This window comes from Methylococcus sp. S1M, from assembly GCF_051295855.1.
Classification (GTDB): Bacteria; Pseudomonadota; Gammaproteobacteria; order Methylococcales; family Methylococcaceae; genus Methylococcus; species Methylococcus capsulatus.
Genome location: NZ_JBPDXO010000002.1, coordinates 312,663 through 331,339, shown reverse-complemented (window position 1 = coordinate 331,339; position 18,677 = coordinate 312,663). Strand labels below are relative to the sequence as shown.

Sequence of the window (18,677 nt, the reverse complement as noted above, 5' to 3'; positions counted from 1 at the left end):
GAGCTATCCTCCGTCAGGGTGCCGGCGCGATGCAGTAGCGCTCGATGAGACCGCGGAGAATCGCAGTTGCAGGCTCGATGTGTTCCAGCGGGAGGTATTCGTCGGGCTGGTGGGCCTGTTCGATGTGGCCGGCGCCCAGGACCACGGTTTCCACGCCGAGCCGGGACAGGAAGGGGGCCTCGGTGCCGAAGGACACCGCGCCGGCCCGGGCGTGACTGAGATGCTCGCAGCTGCGCACCAGATCGGCATCCGCCCGGGTCTCGAAAGCCGGCACGCCGCCGAACAGGGATTCGACGGAAAGCCCGAGCCGCGGCGAAGCCGGCAATGCCTGTCCCAGCCGCTGCTTCAGCAGGCTGCGGAGTTCCCCGATATCCATGCCGGGCAGAGGCCTCAGGTCGATGCTCAGCTCGCAATGGCCGCAGATGCGGTTGGGATTGTCGCCGCCGTGGATGGCGCCGAGGTTCAGGGTCGGCACCGGCACGGCGAAGGCCGGATCGCGGTAGCGCTCCTGCAACTCCTCGCGGATGGCCAGCAGTTCGGAAATCACCCGGTGCATGCCCTCGATGGCGTTCGCGCCGAGGGCGGGATCGCTGGAGTGCCCGGTCTGGCCGCGGACGCGGATCGACTCCATCATGACGCCCTTGTGCATGCGAATGGGCCTGAGGCCGGTCGGTTCGCCGATCACGCAGCAGCGGGCCGGGGCGAGCTGTTCCGGCAGGAGCGCCTTGGCACCGGCCATGGAGCTCTCCTCGTCCGCCGTGGCGACCAGCAGCAGGGGCCTCCGCAGCGTAGCCGGGTCGATTTCGCTCGCAGCGGAGAGCACCAGAGCAAAGAAGGATTTCATGTCCGCACTGCCGAGGCCGTAGATCCGCCCGTCCTTCTCGACCGCCGTGAACGGGTCGCTGTGCCAGCGGTCGGGATCGCAGGGCACCGTGTCGGTATGGCCGGACAGCGCCAGACCTCCGCCACGTTCCGTCGGCCCGAGGCTGGCGATCAGGTTGGCCTTGCCGTGTGCCAGCGGCTGGATCGCGACGCGGAATCCCAGTGCTTCGGCCCATTCCGCCAGCAGGTCGATCACCGCCCGGTTGGACTGGTCGAAGCGCGGATCGGTGCAACTGACCGAAGGCCGGGCGATCAGCGCCCGGATCATCTCGCGCAGGGACGGCAGGCGCCGGGCCATGGTCGCCGTGACGGTGTCAGAGGCCTTCGTCGGTGACGGCGCCTTCCGAGGCCGAGCTCACCAACCTGGCGTATTTGGCCAGCACGCCCTTGGTGTAGCGCGGCGCCGGTTGAGTCCACTGCGCCAGGCGCCGGCCGATTTCATCGTCGGTGACGTGCAGGCTCAATTCGCGGGTCTCGGCGTCGATGGTGATGGTATCGCCGTCCCGGACGATCGCCAGCGGCCCGCCGGTGTAGGCCTCCGGCGTGATGTGGCCGACCACGAAGCCGTGGGTGCCGCCGGAAAAGCGGCCGTCGGTGATGAGGGCGACCTCCTTGCCCAATCCCTTGCCCATGACCGCCGAGGTCGGCGAGAGCATCTCGCGCATGCCGGGGCCGCCCTTGGGGCCTTCATAGCGGATGACGATGACGTCGCCTTTCACGATCGTGCCGTCGAGGATGGCCGTGAGCGCCGCTTCCTCGCAGTCGAATACGCGGGCGGTGCCGGTGAAGCTCAGTCCTTCCTTGCCGGTGATCTTGGCGACCGCGCCTTCCGGCGCCAGGTTGCCCCTCAGGACCACCAGATGGCTGTCCTTTTTGATGGGGTTGTCCAGCGACCGGATCATGTCTTGTCCGGCCGGGTAGTCGGGCGCGTCGGCCAGGTTTTCTTCCAGGGTCTTGCCGGTTACGGTCATGCAGTCGCCGTGCAGGAGTCCCGCGTCCAGCAAGGTCTTCATCAGCGGCTGGATGCCGCCGATTTCCACCAGTTCGGCCATGGAGTATCTGCCGCTGGGTTTCAGATCCGCCAGCATCGGCACTTTGCGCCCGATGCGGGTGAAATCGTCGAGCTTCAGGTCGACGCCGCAGGCGTTGGCCATGGCCAGGAGGTGCAGCACGGCGTTGGTGGAGCCGCCCAGGGCGATCACCACCGTGATGGCGTTCTCGAACGCCTTCTTGGTCATGATGTCGCGGGGTTTGAGCCCCAGGTCCAGGAGCTTGAGGACCTGCGCGCCGGCCCGCTCGCAATCCAGTTCCTTGGCGCGGGAAATGGCCACCTGGGCCGAACTGCCCGGCAGGCTCATCCCTAATGCCTCGATGGCGGAGGCCATGGTGTTGGCGGTATACATGCCACCGCAGGAGCCCGGACCGGGGATGGCATTGGATTCGATGGCGTGCAGTTCGGCATCGTCGATGCGGTGGTTGGCGCGGGCGCCGACCGCTTCGAACACCGACACCACGTCCAGCTTCTTGCCGTCGTGGCAGCCCGGCAGGATGGTGCCGCCATAGACGAACACCGCCGGACGGTTGAGGCGGGCGAGGGCGATCAGGCAGCCGGGCATGTTCTTGTCACAGCCGCCGATGGCGACCACGCCGTCATAACCCTGACAGGCCACCACGGTTTCGATCGAGTCGGCGATGACTTCCCGCGACACGAGGGAGTATTTCATTCCTTCGGTGCCCATCGAGATGCCGTCGGAAATGGTGATGGTGTTGAAGATCACTGCCTTGCCGCCACCGCCGTCGACGCCGCGTGCTGCGTCCTCGGCGAGCTTGTTGATGTGCATGTTGCACGGCGTCACCATCGCCCAGGTGGAAGCGATGCCGATCTGCGGTTTGGCGAAGTCGGCATCGGCGAAGCCGACGGCGTGCAGCATCGCGCGGCTCGGGGCGCGCTCCATGCCGTCGACGACCTGGGACGAATGGGGACGGGGGTGCTTGTCGGTCATGATGAGTTTCCTTGTGAAATGTCCGGTTCGCCGGGGATGAGGTGCGTCAAAACGAATCCCAGCTGCTGCGTCGGCGCCAACCGAGCCGGGGAGCGATCAGGCCCAGCAGGAAGCCGCCGGCCAGTACGCCGGCGCCGATCAGGAACCAGCGCTGCCGGCTGTCTTCGGCCAGCGCCTGGTTCTCCAGCCGCTTGGCTTCGAGATCACGTTCGACGGTCGCCAGGGTTTCCCGCAGCCGGTTGCGTTCCGCTTCGATCTGAAGGGCATTGGCCGAAGTCTGCCGGATCGCGGCCAGTTCGGCCGTCAAACGCTCGTTTTCCGCGCCGAGACTGCGGGAGTTCGATTCCGCCGCCTCCCGCCCGGCCCGGAGGCCGGCGAGCTCCGCTTCCAGCGATTTACGCGCGTTTTCCAGTTCGGCGAGTTTCTGTTTGAGCTCGAGGTTTTTCTGCTTGACCTCATTGAAATCCTTCAGGAGAACGACTTGCCCGCCGCGTGGTTTCGAGACCTGGGCCGGAGGGGGGGCGGCATCGGCCGGCACGCGGCCGTGTTCTGGTGCAGCGTTCGCTGCCGAGGCCGCGGCAAGCAGAAAACAGGCTAGGGTCCTTTTCATTTCGGGCCGAACACCAATGAGAGTACGGACGAATGCGGATGGGGACGGGTCATGTCCTGCATCGAAACCGGAATTATAACGCCGACAGCGGAGTCCCCAAGGCGGCCGGTAAACCGCTTCAGGCCGTCAGCAGGAATTCCAGCAAGGCTTTCTGGGCATGCAGCCGGTTTTCGGCTTCGTCCCAGACTACGCTTTGTGGTCCTTCCAGCACCTCTGCGGACACTTCCTCGCCGCGGTGGGCGGGAAGGCAGTGCATGAACAGCGCGTCGGCGTGGGCCAGGGCCATGAGCGCCGCATTCACCTGGTAGTCCCGAAACGCGCCCGTGCGCTCGGTCTGCTCACTCTCCTGCCCCATGCTGGCCCAGACGTCGGTCACAACCAGGTCGGCGCCGTTCACCGCGGTCCGGACGTCATGACCAACCTCCACGCATTTCCCCGCCGCTTCGACCAGCTCGGCTTCGGGTTCATACCCCGGCGGGCAGGCGATGCGCAACCGGAAATCGAGCAGTCCGGCGGCGTGGACGTAGGTCTGGCACATGTTGTTGCCGTCGCCGATCCAGGCGACGGTCTTGCCGGCGATGTCTCCCCGGTGTTCGAAATAGGTCTGCATGTCTGCCAGCAGCTGGCAGGGGTGGAAGCGGTCCGTCAGCCCGTTGATCACCGGTACCCTGGAATACTCGGCGAAGATTTCCACGGTGCGATGGGCGTGGGTGCGAAGCATGATGCAGTCCACCATGCGGGACAAAACCCGTGCCGAATCCTCGATCGGCTCGCCGCGCCCGAGCTGGGTGTCCCGCGGCGACAGGAAGATGGAACTGCCGCCGAACTGGGCCATGCCGACCTCGAACGACACCCGGGTACGGGTCGACGATTTTTCGAACACCATTCCCAGGACCTTGTTTTTCAGGGGTTCGTAGGGTTCCTTCCGGGCCTTGAGATCGATGGCGCGGGCGATCAGCGCACGGAATTCGGCGGAACTGAGATCGCGCAAGGTGACGAAATGACGCGGTTTCATGGCGAATCTGCTGGATCGGTGATATCAGCCGGCGGCGTCCAGATGGGCTTCGACGAGGGAGCACAATCGCTCCACCAGATCGTCGGCCTGGGCATCCGTCAGTATCAGGGGCGGGAGCAGGCGCACGGTCCGCTCCGCGGTGACATTGATGAGCAGGCCCCGCTCCAGGGCCATCCCGACGAGGCGGGTACAGGGGCGCTCGAGTTCGAGACCGATCATCAGGCCCAAGCCTCGGATTTCGATGACGCCGGGACGTCCGCTCAGGCGGGTCCGGAAGCCGTCCAGCAGTCGCTGGCCGAGGATCTCCGCCCGCTGGGCCAGGGACTGCCGGGTCAGGGTGTCGATCACCGCCAGGGCCGCAGCGCAGGCCAACGGATTGCCGCCGAAGGTGGAGCCGTGCTTGCCGGCCGTGAGCATTTCCGCGGCCACGCCGCGGGCGAGACAGGCACCGATCGGCACGCCGTTGCCGAGCGCTTTCGCCAGTGCCATCACGTCCGGGGTGATCCCCGTATGTTGGTGGCCGAACATCCGGCCGGTACGGCCCATGCCGGTTTGTACTTCATCGAGCATCAGCAGCCAGCCGCGGCGTTCGCACAGCGATTTGAGCCGCGCCAGGTAGTCGTCAGGCGGAATGCGGACCCCGCCTTCGCCCTGCACCGGTTCGACCAGGACGGCGACGACGTCGGGGTCGTCGACGGCGGCGACGGCCTCCGCGTCGCCGTAGGGGAGGCGGACGAAGCCGCCGACCAGGGGGGCGAATCCTTCCTGCACCTTGGGGTTGCCGGTGGCGCTCAGCGTGGCCAGCGTCCGGCCGTGGAAGCTCCCTTCCATGACGACGATTTTCGGGGTGTCGATACCGCGGTGATGGCCGTAACGGCGCGCGATCTTGAGCGCGGCCTCATTGGCCTCGGCGCCTGAGTTGCAAAAGAAGGCATTGTCCATCCCGCTCAGGTCGCATAGCTGCTTGGCCAGGTCTTCCTGCAGCCCGATACGGTAGAGGTTGGAGCAGTGGACCAGCCGCCCCGCCTGATCGCACAAGGCCTTCGCAACTGCCGGATGGGCGTGGCCCAGGCTGCAGACGGCGACGCCGGAAACGGCGTCGAGGTAGCGTTTGCCTTCGGTGTCGAAAAGCCAGGCCCCCTCACCGTGGGTGAACGTCACGGGTTGCCGGGCATAAGTCGGCATGATGTTGCTCGTCATCGATGTGCGGAAAAACCCGAAAAAACAAAAGGCAGTCGAACCAGACTGCCTAGATGAGGTTCGGAAGGTTAACGGAAAAGAGGGAACAGCACAAGAACTTCATCGACCCGATACGGCAGGCCGTTTCAACCGGGCTGGCAGGTGCCGGGCCGTCGGTCGTTCCGCTTGACGTTTCGGGGTGGGTGTCGAAAAATCGACAGGTTTCATCCGAAGTGAACGAGGCAAACAGTGGACGTGATCGAGAATATCAAGCGCCAGATCGCAGACAATCCCGTCATCTTGTACATGAAGGGGACGCCCGATTTTCCCCAATGCGGATTTTCCGGACGAGCCGTTCAGATTCTCGACAAGTGCGGCGTTGAATACGCTTTCGTCAACGTCTTCGAGGCGCCCGAGGTCCGTGAAAACCTGAAGCTCGTGTCCCATTGGCCGACGTTTCCCCAGTTGTTCGTTCGCGGGGAGCTGGTCGGCGGCAGCGACATCATGATGGAGCTTTACGAGAGCGGCGAACTGCAGAAACTGCTGGCGGGGGTAACGAAGGCCGGGGAGCAGCAGGACTGAATCCGGCCGATCACTCCGGCGGCAGGAGTTCGGTCATCCGCTTCCAGCGGTTGACGATGGTGCAAAACAGCCGGGCGGTCTGGTTGGCGTCGTAAGCGGCGGAATGGGCCTCCTGATGGTCCCAGCTGAGTCCCGCCGCTTGCGCCGCTCGTGCCAGCACGGTCTGGCCGTAGGCGAGTCCCCCCAGGGTCGCGGTGTCGAACGTGCTGAATGGGTGGAAGGGGTTCTTCTTGATCCTGGCGCGGCTCGATGCCGCGTTGAGGAAGGCGATGTCGAAGGCCGGGTTGTGACCCACCAGGATCGCCCTCGTGCAGCCGTGCTGGCGGATGGACTGCTGGACGGCGTCGAAAATCTGCGACAGAGCCTCGCGTTCGTCCACCGCGAACCGGAACGGATGAAACGGGTTGATTTTGTTGAAGTTCAGTGCGGCCTCATCCAGCTTGGCGCCTTCGAAGGGTTTTACATGCAACTGATGGGTGCGGACGGGGTGAAGATTCCCCGATTCGTCCATATCCAGGTGGACGGCGGCGATTTCGAGCAAGGCATTGGCGTGCGGATCGAACCCTGAGGTTTCGACGTCCACGACGACCGGCAGATAACTCCGGAAACGCCGGGCCAGGGGGGATTTGCGGGATGTCATGACGAGTGCCGATCGCGGGTTTGCGGTGCATTAAACCCATTGTAAGGCGATTTCGGGGGGGATTGCATTGCGGATTGCGGTGTAGCGTTTAGAATACGGGATACGCGTCAAGATCCCCTGGAATCACGAGATCAAGGGTACAAAAACAGTATGGAAAACTCTCGAATCATAGGCGGCCGGCTGGCGCTGGTCTTCATCGTCGCAGCAGGGGCGGCCGGCTGTGCCTCGGACAAGGTCAAACAGGAGGGGCCCAAGGCGGGCGCCCCCCGGACGCATGTCGATTCGCGCGACCCTTGGGAGGAGTGGAACCGCGGTGTTCAGTCCTTTAACGATGGACTCGACGACTATTTCATGAAGCCCGTGGCCAAGGGCTATCAATGGGCCACTCCCAAGTTCGTCGACAAGGGGGTCACGAATTTCTTCAGCAACGTCGACGACGTCTCGGTGATCGCGAACGATCTGCTGCAGTTCAAATTGTTGCAGACGGGGCAGGACCTGGGGCGCTTCCTCGTCAACTCGACGATCGGCATGGCGGGATTCATCGACGTGGCCGATAAGCTCGATCTGCCCAAACACTACGAGGATTTCGACCAGACTTTGGCGACCTGGGGGGTGCCATCCGGTCCCTATCTCGTGCTGCCCGTCATCGGGCCGGGTTCGCCGCGCGGTGTGGTCGGGTTTGCCGGCGATACCGCGGCCAATCCCATCAACTACATCACTCCCGCGAGCATTCCCTGGGGCGCGGGGGCCGGGCGGTTCGTGGACGTCCGGGCCGACATGCTGAGCGCTACCAAGATCGCCGACGAGGCGTCGGTGGACCGTTACGAGTTCATCCGCAATGCCTATTTCCAGCAGCGGAACTATCTCATTCATGATGGCAATCCTCCACTGGGGGAGGATTTTGGCGGGGGCGAGGGCGTGGAAATGGAGTTCGAGCTGCAGGGCATCGAAGACCGCGCCAACGAAGCCATCGAGAAGGAAAAGGCAAAACCGGTATCGCCCTGACGGTTTCTTGCTTTACTGCAAAAAGCCCGCTCGTGAAGCGGGCTTTTTTCTGGACGGTCTAACCCGAGTGGCGGGATGCCCGCCAAGGGATGCCTTCTCCGGCCATGGCGGGAACCAGGCTGTCCCGTCCGAATGGCAGAGTGTCGGGAACCTGCCACGGCGTCCGGTGCAGGGTGAGGGTTCCGCGGTTCCTGGGGAGGCCGTAGAAATCGGCGCCGTTGTGGCTGGCGAAGCGCTCGAGCTTGTCCAGCGCGCCGGCCCGCTCGAATGCAAGGGCGTAAAGTTCCACGGCCGTGAATGCCGTGTAGCAGCCGGCGCAACCGCAGGCACTCTCCTTGTGCAGCCGGGGGTGGGGAGCGCTGTCGGTGCCCAGAAAGAAGTGAGCGTCGCCGCTGGTCGCGGCCGATACCAGTGCCTGCCGGTGGGATTCGCGCTTGAGCACCGGCAGGCAGTAATGGTGAGGGCGGATGCCGCCGGCCAGCAAGGCATTGCGGTTATAGAGCAGATGGTGGGCCGTGATGGTGGCCCCGATCCGGGGACCGCAGCCTTGCACGAACTCCACACCCTCCTTCGTCGTCACGTGTTCCAGGACGATGCGCAATGCCGGGAAGCGCCTGACCAGCGGTTCGAGGACCGATTCGATGAATCGCGCTTCCCGGTCGAAAATGTCGATTTCCGCGTCGGTGACCTCGCCGTGAACCAGCAGGGGTACATCATGCCGTTCCAGGGCTTCGAGCGTCCGCTGGATCTTTTCGATGGCCGTGACGCCGGCCTCGGAGTGGGTCGTGGCGCCGGCCGGGTAGAGCTTGAAGCCGATGATTTCGGGCGTTTCGGCCGCGCGCCGGACTTCATCGGCCGGCGTGGCATCCGTCAGATAAAGCGCCATCAGCGGCTCAAAACGCGCGTCGTCCGGCAGGGCCGCCAGGATACGGCCACGGTATTCCAGTGCGGCCGTCACCGTCGTCACCGGTGGCTTCAGGTTGGGCATGACGACCGCCCGGCCGAACTGGCGGGCACTGTGGTCCACGATGTCCGCCATGGCTGCGCCGTCGCGCAGGTGCAGATGCCAGTCGTCGGGTGTCGCCAGCGTGATCGAGTCCATGCCGATTCCGGGGAGATGAGCTGCTCCTGGAATTATACCGGCCTCCCGCCGGTTTTCCTTCAGAATGCCAGCTTGACGCCCGCCCAGGCGGCCCTGGGCGATCCTGGTCCGACGAAGCGGTTGTTGGTATAGGCAGGTCCCAGCACTTCCTGCGGATTGCCATACATGCCGAACGTCTGGTATTGCGCGTCGAACAGGTTGTTGACGCGGAAGAACATCGAGAAGTGCTCGTCGTAGCGGTATTCTCCGTGCAGCATCACGAGGGTGTAGTCCTGCAGCGGTGCGGTCAGATTGGCTTCGTCGCCGCGCAGATACTGCCCGCTGTTGTAGATGATCTCGGTGCCGGCAGTGAGCCCTTCCAGAATGGTCACGGAAGCATTGAACTTCAGCATGTTCTGCGGGATGCCGGGGATGTGGTCGCCTTTTTGCACGTAGATCAGGCCGTCCCGGGCATAGGGGTTGTTCGGACTGTTCTCGACGAACGGCGTCTGAAAAGTGGCGTCGAGCAGGGTGTAGTTCAGCCCCAGCCTGAACCGCTCGAATTCGGCATTGATCCCAAACTCAAAGCCCTGGCGCAGGGTCTGGCCGACGTTGTCGAAATAGCCCTGGTTGTTGTACACCCCGCTGGCGGCGATGAACAGGATGTCGTTGCTGTTCTCGGTCTGGAACAGCGTCGCGTTCCAGTTGACATCGCCTTCCAGTCCCCCCCCGAAATCGATGTCCTCGAACATGCCGCGCGCGCCGATTTCGCCGGTGGTCGCGACCACCTGTTTGAGCGGCGGATCGGATAGGAAGGCGTTGGGCAGCTTGCAGGGCTGGGCCGGGTCGGCACAGCTGAGTTCGAGCGGCGTCGGCGCGCGGTTCGACTGGCTGAAGTTGCCGAAGAAGTTGAGTTCCGGTCGCCAGTTGTAGGTGAGGCCGGCGGAAGGATTGATCCGGTCGTAGCTGTGTTTGCCGTTCAGCTCGGTACCTATCTGATCGGTGAGTTCGATCTGGGTCAGATTGTAGCGGCCCGATACGGTGAAGGTGAGTTCGTCGGTGAGCGAAAACGAATCGCTCAGATAGACTCCGTAGTTGTAGACGCTGGTATGGAGGCGCACCCGCGGCTCTTCAAGGATGACACCGCTGCCCAGGGTGCCACGGCTGCTCAAGAGTGCAGCCAGTTCGGTGTCGGCGCCGTAATCGACCTGACCCTGATTGTAGACGCCGCCGACCAGCAGACGGTTGCCGTAGCCGCCCAGCGTCTGGTTGAAGGCCGTCTGCAGGCTGCCGCCGTAGTTGCGCTGGTTGGTCTGGGTGAAATTGTTGGTGGCGCCCTCGACCTTGGGGGTGGACACCACGGGCCTGCCTTCGATGTCAAGTACTTCTTCGCCTTCCCCGCCGTCGTTGCACATATAGGTGGGATCGTTTTCACAGGGTTCGTAGTCCGAACCGTCGCCGTTGAAGGTGCTGATCAGGTTCTGGCGGAAGAAGGCGTTGCCGGACAGTTCGATGTCGTCGGTCAGCCAGTGGTTGCCGTCCAGCGAGGCCAGGAAGAGGTTCGTCTTGGTCTGGTCCGGATAGGTGAAGACGGCGTTGGGCTGCTGGTCGTAGAGCTGGACCGGGACAGCGCCGTTGCCGACCATGTTGTCGTCGGTGGCCGCGAAGTTCAAGTTCAGGTTGGAGCGGTCGTCGTTTTTCCAGCTGAGGGTGGAGAACCACTGCATCACGCCGGTGGGTGAGTATTCGCGCCAGCCGTCCTCGTGGAAATTGCGGAAATGGAAATAGGCGCCGAATTCGCCGTTGTTCCAGCCTGTCTCGACCTCCTCCGAGTTGCGTCCCCACGAACCGCCGAACAGTTCCGCGCGGTAGCCCGGTGCGGTGAAACCGGTTTTGGTGCGGACGCTGATCGCGCCACCCAGGGTGTTCTGGCCGAACACCGGATTGGAACCGGATTCGAGGCTCATCCTGTCGATGGCGCCCTCGGGGATCAGGTCCCAGTTCACCGTGTCGCCGAAGGGCTCGTTGAAGCGGATGCCGTTGACGTAAATGGAAAGCCCTTGCGGCAACCCCAGCAAAGGCGAGGCGACGAAACCGCGGTACTGCACGTCCGGCTGGAACGGGTTGTTCTGGGCGTCATTGACATTGACGCTGCCGAAGAAGCGGTTCATGTAGTCCGGCAGAGTGACGCTTTCCGCCTGGTCCAGCTCCTTGGCGTCGACGGTCTGGACATGCGAAGGCAGCTTGTATTCCTCCACCCCTGAATCACCCACCGGCGAGTCGGTTATGACCTTGACGGTTTCCATTTGCACCGTCTTGTCCCCCGCCGCCCCGGCGTCGGCCGTGCTGGAGGTGTCCTCCGCTGCGCCGGCGCACTGGGCGAAACTCAAGGCGGCGAGGCTGCACACCGTGATCTTGCGCATGTCGATGTCACTCTCAAAAAATCGCGCAATGATAGGGAACGGCTGCCCGGAATGGATAGGGAAAATATCCCGTCTTTCGGAGGCTTTCCGGATTTGACAAAACCCTCCTGTACCCAGAGACGGCCGCCGGCGCGTCATCTTGCCGGTTCGAGTCAACTGAGGAGCCAAGGCAGCCATGCAGTATGCAGGTGTGGTCCTCGTCCTGATCATCCATTCGATCGTTTTCACCTACGACGCACTGGTGCGGCTCAAGCGCCGCCACGATCTGGTTTCGAACTTGCTGGAAACCATGAAGGCACATGTCGCGAACGAAAAGGTGCGCTGGAGGCACTCATCGCTGCCGGTGATCGGGCGATGTCGGTTCGGGGCCCCGCCCGTGCCTTCTTCGAGCTTGACGAAACCGCCCAGCGCAGGGTGCCGGCCGTTTGCTTCGATGGCAGGGGCCGGTGCTGGGGACGCGGTGGGCGGTCCTGATTTTTGCGGGAGCGGCCCACGATGATGGCGCGGGCCGCGTCAGCCATGAGCTCGGCGCCGCGCAGCTCCGGCGGGTCCGGCTTCGGCGGGGGAGGTTCCGGCAGTGGTTTCGGCGGCAGGGGGACTATCCGTCCTGCTGCGGATGCTCCGCCGTCCGTGCTATGGTTTATCCACACGGGCAAACCGGCCTTACAGGCCTCGACCGCCCTCCGTAACCGACCACTGAGGATCACGCCAAGTCATGAACGACCGTAACGATTCGAGCAATGACCAGGGGTTGCGCTTGTCCGTCTTGGGCATGCGTTGTGCCGGATGCGTCGAGGCGGTGGAAACCGCGTTGAAGGATGTGCCGGGTGTGGAGTCCGTCAGCGTCAATTTCGGCGACCATTCCGCCCTGGTGAAGGGCGAGGCCGATCCGGAAAGCCTGAAGGCCGCGCTCAAGGAGGCGGGCTATGACGGTGCGGTGATGGAAGCCCTCGAAGACCCGGCAGCGCAGGAGCGGGCCGAAGAGGAGCGCTACCGCGAACTGCTGAAAAAAGCCGCCTGGGCCGGCTCACTGGGCGTGCCGCTGATGCTGGGGGCGCACCTGGATTGGTTTCCGATGATCGGAACGGCCTCGGGGACGACGTTCTGGACCCTCGTTTCGCTGCTCACCCTGGTCGTGCTGTATTTCTCCGGCGGGCATTTCTTCCGCGGCGCGGTCAAGTCGTTCCAGCACCGCCAGGCGAACATGGACACCCTGATCGCGCTGGGCACTGGCGCGGCCTGGTTTTATTCGACGGTTGCCATCGACTCCGTCGAGCTGCTGCCGGCGCAAGGGCAGCATGCCTATTTCGAGGCGGCGGCGGTCATCCTCGCGTTCATCAATCTCGGTTCGGCGTTGGAGACGCGCGCCCGCGGCAAGACTTCTTCCGCGATCCGCGCGTTGATCGGCCTGCAGCCCCGCACCGCGCGGGTGATCCGCGACGGCCAGGAACTCGACGTACCGATTGCCGAGGTCGGTCTGGACGAAATCCTGCGGGTACGGCCGGGAGAAAAGATTCCCGTGGACGGCGTCCTGGTCGAGGGCCGGTCGACCGTGGACGAGTCCATGCTGACCGGCGAGCCCATGCCGGTGGAAAAAGGCGAGGGCGATACCGTGGTGGCGGGCACTTTGAACCAGTCCGGCAGCTTCTTGTTCCGCGCCACCCGCATTGGGCGTGATACCGTACTGGCGCAGATCATCGCCAGCGTGCGTCAGGCCCAGTCTACCAAGCCCGAGATCGCCCGCCTGGTGGACAAGGTGTCCGCGGTGTTCGTGCCAGTGGTGGTCGGCATTTCCGCCTTCACCTTTCTGGTCTGGTGGATTTTCGGGCCGGCGCCTTCGTTCGGCTATGCCTTCGTCACCGCGATGACGGTATTGGTCATCGCCTGTCCCTGTGCCCTGGGGCTGGCGACGCCGATTTCGATCATGGTCGCGGTCGGCCGCGCCGCCCAGCACGGCATCCTCATCCGCCGGGGCGAGGCGTTGCAGAGCGCGGGCCGTCTCACCGCCGCGGTGCTGGACAAGACGGGGACGATCACCGAAGGCCGGCCCAGCGTGATGGGCATCGACACGGCCCCGGGCTGGTCGGAGGAACGGGTGCTGGGCCTGGCCGCGAGCCTCGAAGCAGGGTCCGAACATCCGCTGGCTTCGGCGGTGCTGCGGGCCGCGGAGGCGGGCAAGATAGCCACGTCCGCGGTGGAGGGTTTCGCCGCGGAGCCTGGTCACGGTGTGGCCGGCAGCGTCGACGGCAGTCGCTTGCTGCTCGGCAACGTGGCCATGATGGAAAAGTACGGCGTCGATTTGCATGCGTTCGAGGGTCTGCTGGCGAACTGCTTCCAGGAGGCGCTGACGCCGCTCCTGCTGGCGGCCGACGGCCGGGTGGTCGGTCTGCTGCGGGTCGCCGACCCGATCAAGCCGGATGCGCGCGAAGCGGTGCAACGCCTGAAGGAGCTGGGTGTCCGGGTATTGATGGTGACCGGCGATCATGAGGCGACCGCCCGGGCGATCGCCCGCTCGGTCGGGATCGACGAAGTCCGAGCCCAGGTATTGCCGCAGGACAAGGCGACGGTGGTGAAAGAACTCCAGTCGCGCGGCGAGATCGTCGGCATGGTCGGCGACGGCATCAACGACGCTCCGGCCCTTGCGCAAGCCGATGTGGGTTTCGCCATCGGCACCGGCACCGACATCGCCATCGAAAGCGGTGACGTCGTGATCATGGCGGGTTCGCCGCTGAAAGTCTCCGAGGCCGTTCACTTGTCGCGGCTGACGGTGCGCAACATCAAACAGAATCTGCTGGGGGCGTTCATTTACAACACCCTGAGCATACCGATCGCAGCCGGAATCCTGTATCCCTTCGCCGGCATACTGCTGAACCCGATGATCGCCGGCGCGGCCATGGCGCTTTCTTCGGTCACCGTGGTCACCAATGCCAACCGTTTGCGCTGGCTATGAATCGGCGGAAAAAGGCCTATGCTTGTCCGCTGCAGCCGAGACAACCCACAACTAGGAGGAGCACATGACGGCATCTGCACGGGCCACGGTATCGCTGGGTTTCACCGCAGAGCTTTTTCCGCCCGGCACCCATATGTGCTACATCTACAACGACGAGCGGGAACGCCTGGAAATCATGTCCGAGTTCGTGCGCAGCGGCATCGAAAGCGCGGAAAAGATCGCGTATTTCGTCGAGGAAATGAGTCCTCAGGCGCTGCGCGACTACCTCGCGGGCCTCGGCATCGTACCCACCGAGGAGACGCAGTTGGAAATCGACCCGTCCGTCGACGTGTATTGCCCGGAGGGCCGTTTCTCGCCCGACAGGATGCTGGGCCGGTTGCGTTCGGCCTACGAGGATGGCATCCGGGAAGGGTTCAACGGCGTCCGGCTGACCGGGGAAATGCACTGGGCGCTGCGGGGGCTGCCGGGCTCGGAACGGCTCGCCGAATACGAGTCCCGCATCAACCTCCTGGTGGTCGATTGCCCGCTCACCGTGATTTGCCAGTACGACGCCAACCACTTCGATGGCGCCACCCTCTTCAAGATTCTCAACGCCCATCCCATGATGATCGTGCGGGGACAGGTCGTGCACAATCCCTACTACCTCTCCCCGGAGGAATATTTCGCCCGTTATCCTGTCCCCAACGTCTGAGCGATGACACGGCTGGAATTGGAGGCGACCGTCCTCGGCCGTCTCCTGGTGATTCAGGAGACGCTGGACATACTTCCCGACCCTGCTGGCATAGGGGAGTTCTTGAACGCTGCTTTGGCCGAGGTGCCCGGGGTGGCGGGCGCCCATCTTTGCATCGATGGCAGGCTGATGCCGGCGTGTGCCGAGCTTGCGTCCCTGTGTGCCGGGATGGAGTCCAATCATGCCCGGATCGTGGCCGGCCCTCTGGGGAAAGGCCAGCGGCTTTTCGTTTACCCCTTGCGGATCGCGTCTCGTTTCTATGGGGTATTGCTGCTGCGCCTGTCGGATCCGGCGGAGTTCCGCAATTACCGTGATTTCCTCAGCAACATCGCCAATGTCGTGGCAAGGACACTGGAGAATCGCGTGTTCGTGGCGGAACTGGCCCGCTCCAACCGCCTGCTCGAACAGCGCGTGGAAGAGCGCACCCGCGCATTGTCGGAAAAGACCCAGGAGCTTCAGCGCGAATGCGACATTCGCCGGGCCGTCCAGGACGATCTGGCCGAGAGCGAGGAGAAGTTCCGCCAGATCAGCACGGCGGCGTTGGACGCCATTGCGATCATCGACGGTCACGGTCGGGTGACCTACTGGAACCCGGCGGCGGAGGCCATGTTCGGTTACTCGAGTGATGAAATCATGGGGCGCGATCTCCATGAGGTGCTGGCGCCTGGTCCCTACCTCGAGCGTTACCGCGCCGGAATCGCCGAGTTCCGGCGGAGCGGCACCGGTGCGGCGATCGGCCAGACACGGGAAATGTTCGCATTGCGCAAGGGGGGCACTGAATTTCCGATAGAGCTTTCGGTCTCTTCGGTGAAGATTCGCGGGGAGTGGGCTGCCATCGGCATCATCCGGGACATCACCGAGCGCAAACATGCGGATGCCCTCAAGGCCCGGCTGGCCGCCATCGTCGAGTCGTCGGAGGACGCCATCGTGACCAAGAATCTCGATGGCATCATCACGAGCTGGAACGCCGGTGCCGAGAAGATGTACGGATACCGCGCCGAGGAAATCATCGGCCAGCCCGTCACCCGGCTGGTGCCCCCGGAACTCCACGGCGAGATTCGCCGGTGTCTGGCGGAAATTGCCCAAGGCAGGGCGGTCAGGGGCGTTGAGACCCGGCGTCTGACCCGGAGCGGGAAGCTGTTCGACGTTTCGCTGACGATATCCCCTCTGCGCGGTGAAGACGGGAAAGTGGTGGGCGCTTCCGTGATCGGGCGCGACATCACCGAGGTCAAGCGATCGGAGCAGGCGTTGCGGCGGCTCAACAGGGTTCTCGAGACCATCATCGGCTGCGACAGCGTCCTGGTCCGGGCGCGGAGCGAAGCCGAGCTGCTCGGCGAGATGTGCCGCGTCATCGCCGACGCCGGCGGCTATGGCAAAGCTTGGGTGGGCGTGCTCCCGGAGGATGCGAACGCACATCGGCCGCCTGAGGTTTATCACAGCTCAACGCCGGGGATTGCGGATTTCGCTGCTCGGCTGCGGGATCGCGGGGTGTTCGATTCCATCCTCCGCAGCGTGGGCCATTCGGGGGTCAGGCGGGTGGCCAGGGAGGTCGACGAAGCATCGCCGCTGTTCCCCTTGCGTCACTGTGCCATCGCCCTGGGCTGTGATGCCTTCGCGCTGATTCCGATACGGAACGGCTCGGAGGTCACCGGCATGCTGGGGCTCTGCGGGGACACTGTGGAGGCTTTCGATGGCGACGAAATGGCGCTGCTGGAAAAGCTTGCGGGGGACATGGCCTACGGCATCGCTCATCTGCGGGATCAGGCCGAACGCCTGAAGACCGCCGATCGGATCACGCGAAGCCTGGAGCAGACGATTCAAGCCGTCGCCACCACCCTCGAAATGCGGGACCCTTACACCGCCGGCCACCAGCGGCGGGTGGCCGAGCTGGCTGCGGCCATCGCGAAAAAGCTGAATCTTTCCGAAGACGAAGTGCAAGGTATCCGCCTGGCCGCCATGGTCCACGATCTCGGCAAGATTCGCATCCCCGCCGAAATCCTGACCAAGCCCGGGCGGCTGACCCCCTTGGAATTCGATTTCATCAAAACCCATTCCCAGGTCGGGTACGACATACTCAAGGACATCGCATTCCCCTGGCCGATCGCAGACATGGTTCTGCAGCATCACGAGAAGCTGGACGGTTCGGGGTATCCGCAAGGACTGGCCGGTGAGGCCATTCTCCTCGGTGCCCGGATCATCGCGGTCGCGGACGTCATGGAGGCGATGTCGTCACACCGCCCCTACCGGCCCGGTCTCGGCAAGGAAGCGGCTTTGGCGGAATTGGAGGCGCGCCGCGGGAGCTGGTACGACCCGCGGGTCGTCGACGCCTGCAAGGCCCTTTTTCGGGACGAAGGCTACCCTCTGTAATAAACTCCCTTCGCGGGCAGGCTCGAGGCGCGGCTGGTGACGCCCGGAGGCGGTGAGTCGTAACCGAGTGTCGAGATCAGAGCACGGACTCATGCTTGAGCCTGGCAGGGTGCGGTGCGCGCTGCCAGAACCGAGGTGAAATGATAAGATGCGTGCGGCTACTGCACGCACCCACGCCTCGGTGGTGAAACTGGTAGACACAAGAGACTTAAAATCTCTCGGCTGCAAGGCCGTGCCGGTTCGATCCCGGCCCGAGGCACCATAGCTATCGCAATAGCAGGCATTGCAGCGTAGTGGTGCAGTGAACTGGTACACAACTGCGAGCGACCATGGCTGCATTTCAGCGTCGTAACGGCGCGAGACGCGCCATCGTCCCCGAATAGCCGGACATCCGATCCGCCCCGCCACATTCGACACCGAAACCGAGGCCCCCGGCCCAAAAAGCCGGCGACCGGCAGGGAGGGGACGCGATGCCGATCGCCGAAGATGGGAGATGATGAACCATGAATAGTCACCCGCAGCTTTGCCGAGGTGGCTGATTCACGGTGAACAGTTCAGCACGGGGTTGTGTCTTGAATGTGTGCGGAATGTCAGCATTGTGTAATCGCCTTCTGGCGTGCCGTACAGGCGAAGGCCCCGTGGTCTGCCGAACCGGCGAGGGCGGAGTCTTGCCGGGACGGCTCCCTTTCCAGGTCGTTTGGAACAAGAGCCCGCTCGATGGAAGGAACCGCCTTCCGTTCCTCGTCTTTGACTTCGTCCCAGGCGGCAGTGTAGATTCCGTCCACTTTTCATAGCCGACTTCAAAAGGTATCAAATGGCCAGTTTTCCGCGTTGCCCCGGATGCAATTCCGAATTCACCTATGAAGACGGCGACATGTTCATCTGTCCGGAATGCGGATACGAATGGGCCAGAACCGCCGCAGGCGAAAGCGCGGAAGGCGGGAATGTGGTGAAGGACGCTTACGGCAACGTGCTGAAAGATGGGGACAGTGTGACGGTGATCAAGGATTTGAAAGTCAAGGGCTCATCATCGGTGGTCAAAGTCGGTACCAAGGTCAAGAACATTCGTTTGGTCGATGGCGACCATGACATCGATTGCAAGATCGAAGGTATCGGCGCGATGGGTCTGAAATCGGAATTTGTCAAGAAAGCCTGAATCGGCCTGCGGTGACAAGGAGGGGGCCAAACATCCATCCCACCCATCAGGTGC

The 18,677-nt window shown here is 63.7% G+C and carries 14 protein-coding genes and 1 tRNA gene; 7 read left to right on the top strand and 8 right to left on the bottom strand.

Annotated elements, in window-relative coordinates:
- Window positions 1-13: 13 nt before the first annotated feature.
- The 5 genes from argE to ACSHWJ_RS05105 form a co-directional block, all read right to left on the bottom strand.
- Window positions 14-1,180 (bottom strand): acetylornithine deacetylase, encoded by a 1,167-nt coding sequence (gene argE / locus ACSHWJ_RS05125; RefSeq protein ID WP_432539405.1) that lies wholly within the window; start codon window positions 1,178-1,180, stop codon window positions 14-16.
- Between the two features lie 16 nt (window positions 1,181-1,196).
- Window positions 1,197-2,885, bottom strand: a complete 1,689-nt coding sequence (gene ilvD / locus ACSHWJ_RS05120) for a dihydroxy-acid dehydratase (RefSeq protein WP_218800343.1) — start codon at window positions 2,883-2,885, stop codon at window positions 1,197-1,199.
- A 46-nt stretch (window positions 2,886-2,931) separates the two neighbouring features.
- On the bottom strand, window positions 2,932-3,495 hold the full coding sequence (locus ACSHWJ_RS05115) for a TIGR04211 family SH3 domain-containing protein (protein ID WP_333687725.1): 564 nt from the start codon (window positions 3,493-3,495) through the stop codon (window positions 2,932-2,934).
- 118 nt (window positions 3,496-3,613) lie between these two features.
- On the bottom strand, window positions 3,614-4,510 hold the full coding sequence (gene argF, locus ACSHWJ_RS05110; protein WP_010961323.1) for an ornithine carbamoyltransferase: 897 nt from the start codon (window positions 4,508-4,510) through the stop codon (window positions 3,614-3,616).
- A gap of 24 nt (window positions 4,511-4,534) precedes the next feature.
- Window positions 4,535-5,710 carry an aspartate aminotransferase family protein gene (locus ACSHWJ_RS05105; RefSeq protein WP_432539406.1) on the bottom strand — a complete coding sequence of 392 codons (1,176 nt, stop codon included), beginning with the start codon at window positions 5,708-5,710 and terminating at the stop codon, window positions 4,535-4,537.
- Window positions 5,711-5,938: 228 nt separating this feature from the next.
- Between ACSHWJ_RS05105 and grxD the strand changes: the two genes are divergently transcribed.
- Window positions 5,939-6,271, top strand: coding sequence for a Grx4 family monothiol glutaredoxin (gene grxD, locus ACSHWJ_RS05100; protein ID WP_432539407.1), 333 nt, complete (start codon window positions 5,939-5,941; stop codon window positions 6,269-6,271).
- A gap of 10 nt (window positions 6,272-6,281) precedes the next feature.
- Here grxD and rnt read toward each other — a convergent pair whose 3' ends face one another.
- Window positions 6,282-6,911, bottom strand: a complete 630-nt coding sequence (rnt, locus tag ACSHWJ_RS05095) for a ribonuclease T (protein WP_010961320.1) — start codon at window positions 6,909-6,911, stop codon at window positions 6,282-6,284.
- 150 nt (window positions 6,912-7,061) lie between these two features.
- Here rnt and ACSHWJ_RS05090 point away from each other — a divergent pair, with 150 nt between their 5' ends.
- Window positions 7,062-7,916 (top strand): MlaA family lipoprotein, encoded by an 855-nt coding sequence (locus ACSHWJ_RS05090; RefSeq protein ID WP_218800340.1) that lies wholly within the window; start codon window positions 7,062-7,064, stop codon window positions 7,914-7,916.
- 58 nt (window positions 7,917-7,974) lie between these two features.
- On the opposite strand, the gene pyrC is transcribed toward ACSHWJ_RS05090, so the two are convergent.
- A complete protein-coding gene (gene pyrC, locus ACSHWJ_RS05085) occupies window positions 7,975-9,018 on the bottom strand; it encodes a dihydroorotase (protein ID WP_432539408.1) in 1,044 nt (347 codons plus the stop codon).
- Between the two features lie 59 nt (window positions 9,019-9,077).
- On the bottom strand, window positions 9,078-11,420 hold the full coding sequence (locus ACSHWJ_RS05080; protein ID WP_041361195.1) for a TonB-dependent receptor: 2,343 nt from the start codon (window positions 11,418-11,420) through the stop codon (window positions 9,078-9,080).
- Window positions 11,421-12,135: 715 nt separating this feature from the next.
- On the opposite strand from ACSHWJ_RS05080, the gene ACSHWJ_RS05075 reads away from it, so the two are divergent.
- The 5 genes from ACSHWJ_RS05075 to ACSHWJ_RS05055 all read left to right on the top strand — a co-directional run bounded on the left by ACSHWJ_RS05075 (window position 12,136) and on the right by ACSHWJ_RS05055 (window position 18,623).
- Window positions 12,136-14,370 (top strand): heavy metal translocating P-type ATPase, encoded by a 2,235-nt coding sequence (locus ACSHWJ_RS05075; protein WP_432539409.1) that lies wholly within the window; start codon window positions 12,136-12,138, stop codon window positions 14,368-14,370.
- Window positions 14,371-14,434: 64 nt separating this feature from the next.
- Window positions 14,435-15,061, top strand: a complete 627-nt coding sequence (locus tag ACSHWJ_RS05070; RefSeq protein ID WP_432539410.1) for an MEDS domain-containing protein — start codon at window positions 14,435-14,437, stop codon at window positions 15,059-15,061.
- A gap of 3 nt (window positions 15,062-15,064) precedes the next feature.
- On the top strand, window positions 15,065-17,467 hold the full coding sequence (locus ACSHWJ_RS05065; RefSeq protein WP_282213289.1) for a PAS domain S-box protein: 2,403 nt from the start codon (window positions 15,065-15,067) through the stop codon (window positions 17,465-17,467).
- A gap of 175 nt (window positions 17,468-17,642) precedes the next feature.
- Window positions 17,643-17,729: transfer RNA gene (locus ACSHWJ_RS05060), tRNA-Leu, on the top strand.
- Window positions 17,730-18,281: 552 nt separating this feature from the next.
- Complete coding sequence (locus ACSHWJ_RS05055) at window positions 18,282-18,623, top strand: zinc ribbon domain-containing protein YjdM (protein ID WP_010961312.1); 342 nt, start codon at window positions 18,282-18,284, stop codon at window positions 18,621-18,623.
- The last annotated feature ends 54 nt before the right edge of the window (window positions 18,624-18,677 follow it).

Bases quoted from the DNA above. Each gene is read 5' to 3' on its own strand.
- argE (WP_432539405.1), bottom strand. From the start codon at position 1,180: ATGGCCCGGCGCCTGCCGTCCCTGCGCGAGATGATCCGGGCGCTGATC.
- ilvD (WP_218800343.1), bottom strand. From the start codon at position 2,885: ATGACCGACAAGCACCCCCGTCCCCATTCGTCCCAGGTCGTCGACGGC.
- ACSHWJ_RS05115 (WP_333687725.1), bottom strand. From the start codon at position 3,495: ATGAAAAGGACCCTAGCCTGTTTTCTGCTTGCCGCGGCCTCGGCAGCG.
- argF (WP_010961323.1), bottom strand. From the start codon at position 4,510: ATGAAACCGCGTCATTTCGTCACCTTGCGCGATCTCAGTTCCGCCGAA.
- ACSHWJ_RS05105 (WP_432539406.1), bottom strand. From the start codon at position 5,710: ATGACGAGCAACATCATGCCGACTTATGCCCGGCAACCCGTGACGTTC.
- rnt (WP_010961320.1), bottom strand. From the start codon at position 6,911: ATGACATCCCGCAAATCCCCCCTGGCCCGGCGTTTCCGGAGTTATCTG.
- ACSHWJ_RS05090 (WP_218800340.1), top strand. From the start codon at position 7,062: ATGGAAAACTCTCGAATCATAGGCGGCCGGCTGGCGCTGGTCTTCATC.
- pyrC (WP_432539408.1), bottom strand. From the start codon at position 9,018: ATGGACTCGATCACGCTGGCGACACCCGACGACTGGCATCTGCACCTG.
- ACSHWJ_RS05080 (WP_041361195.1), bottom strand. From the start codon at position 11,420: ATGCGCAAGATCACGGTGTGCAGCCTCGCCGCCTTGAGTTTCGCCCAG.
- ACSHWJ_RS05075 (WP_432539409.1), top strand. From the start codon at position 12,136: ATGAACGACCGTAACGATTCGAGCAATGACCAGGGGTTGCGCTTGTCC.
- ACSHWJ_RS05070 (WP_432539410.1), top strand. From the start codon at position 14,435: ATGACGGCATCTGCACGGGCCACGGTATCGCTGGGTTTCACCGCAGAG.
- ACSHWJ_RS05065 (WP_282213289.1), top strand. From the start codon at position 15,065: ATGACACGGCTGGAATTGGAGGCGACCGTCCTCGGCCGTCTCCTGGTG.
- ACSHWJ_RS05055 (WP_010961312.1), top strand. From the start codon at position 18,282: ATGGCCAGTTTTCCGCGTTGCCCCGGATGCAATTCCGAATTCACCTAT.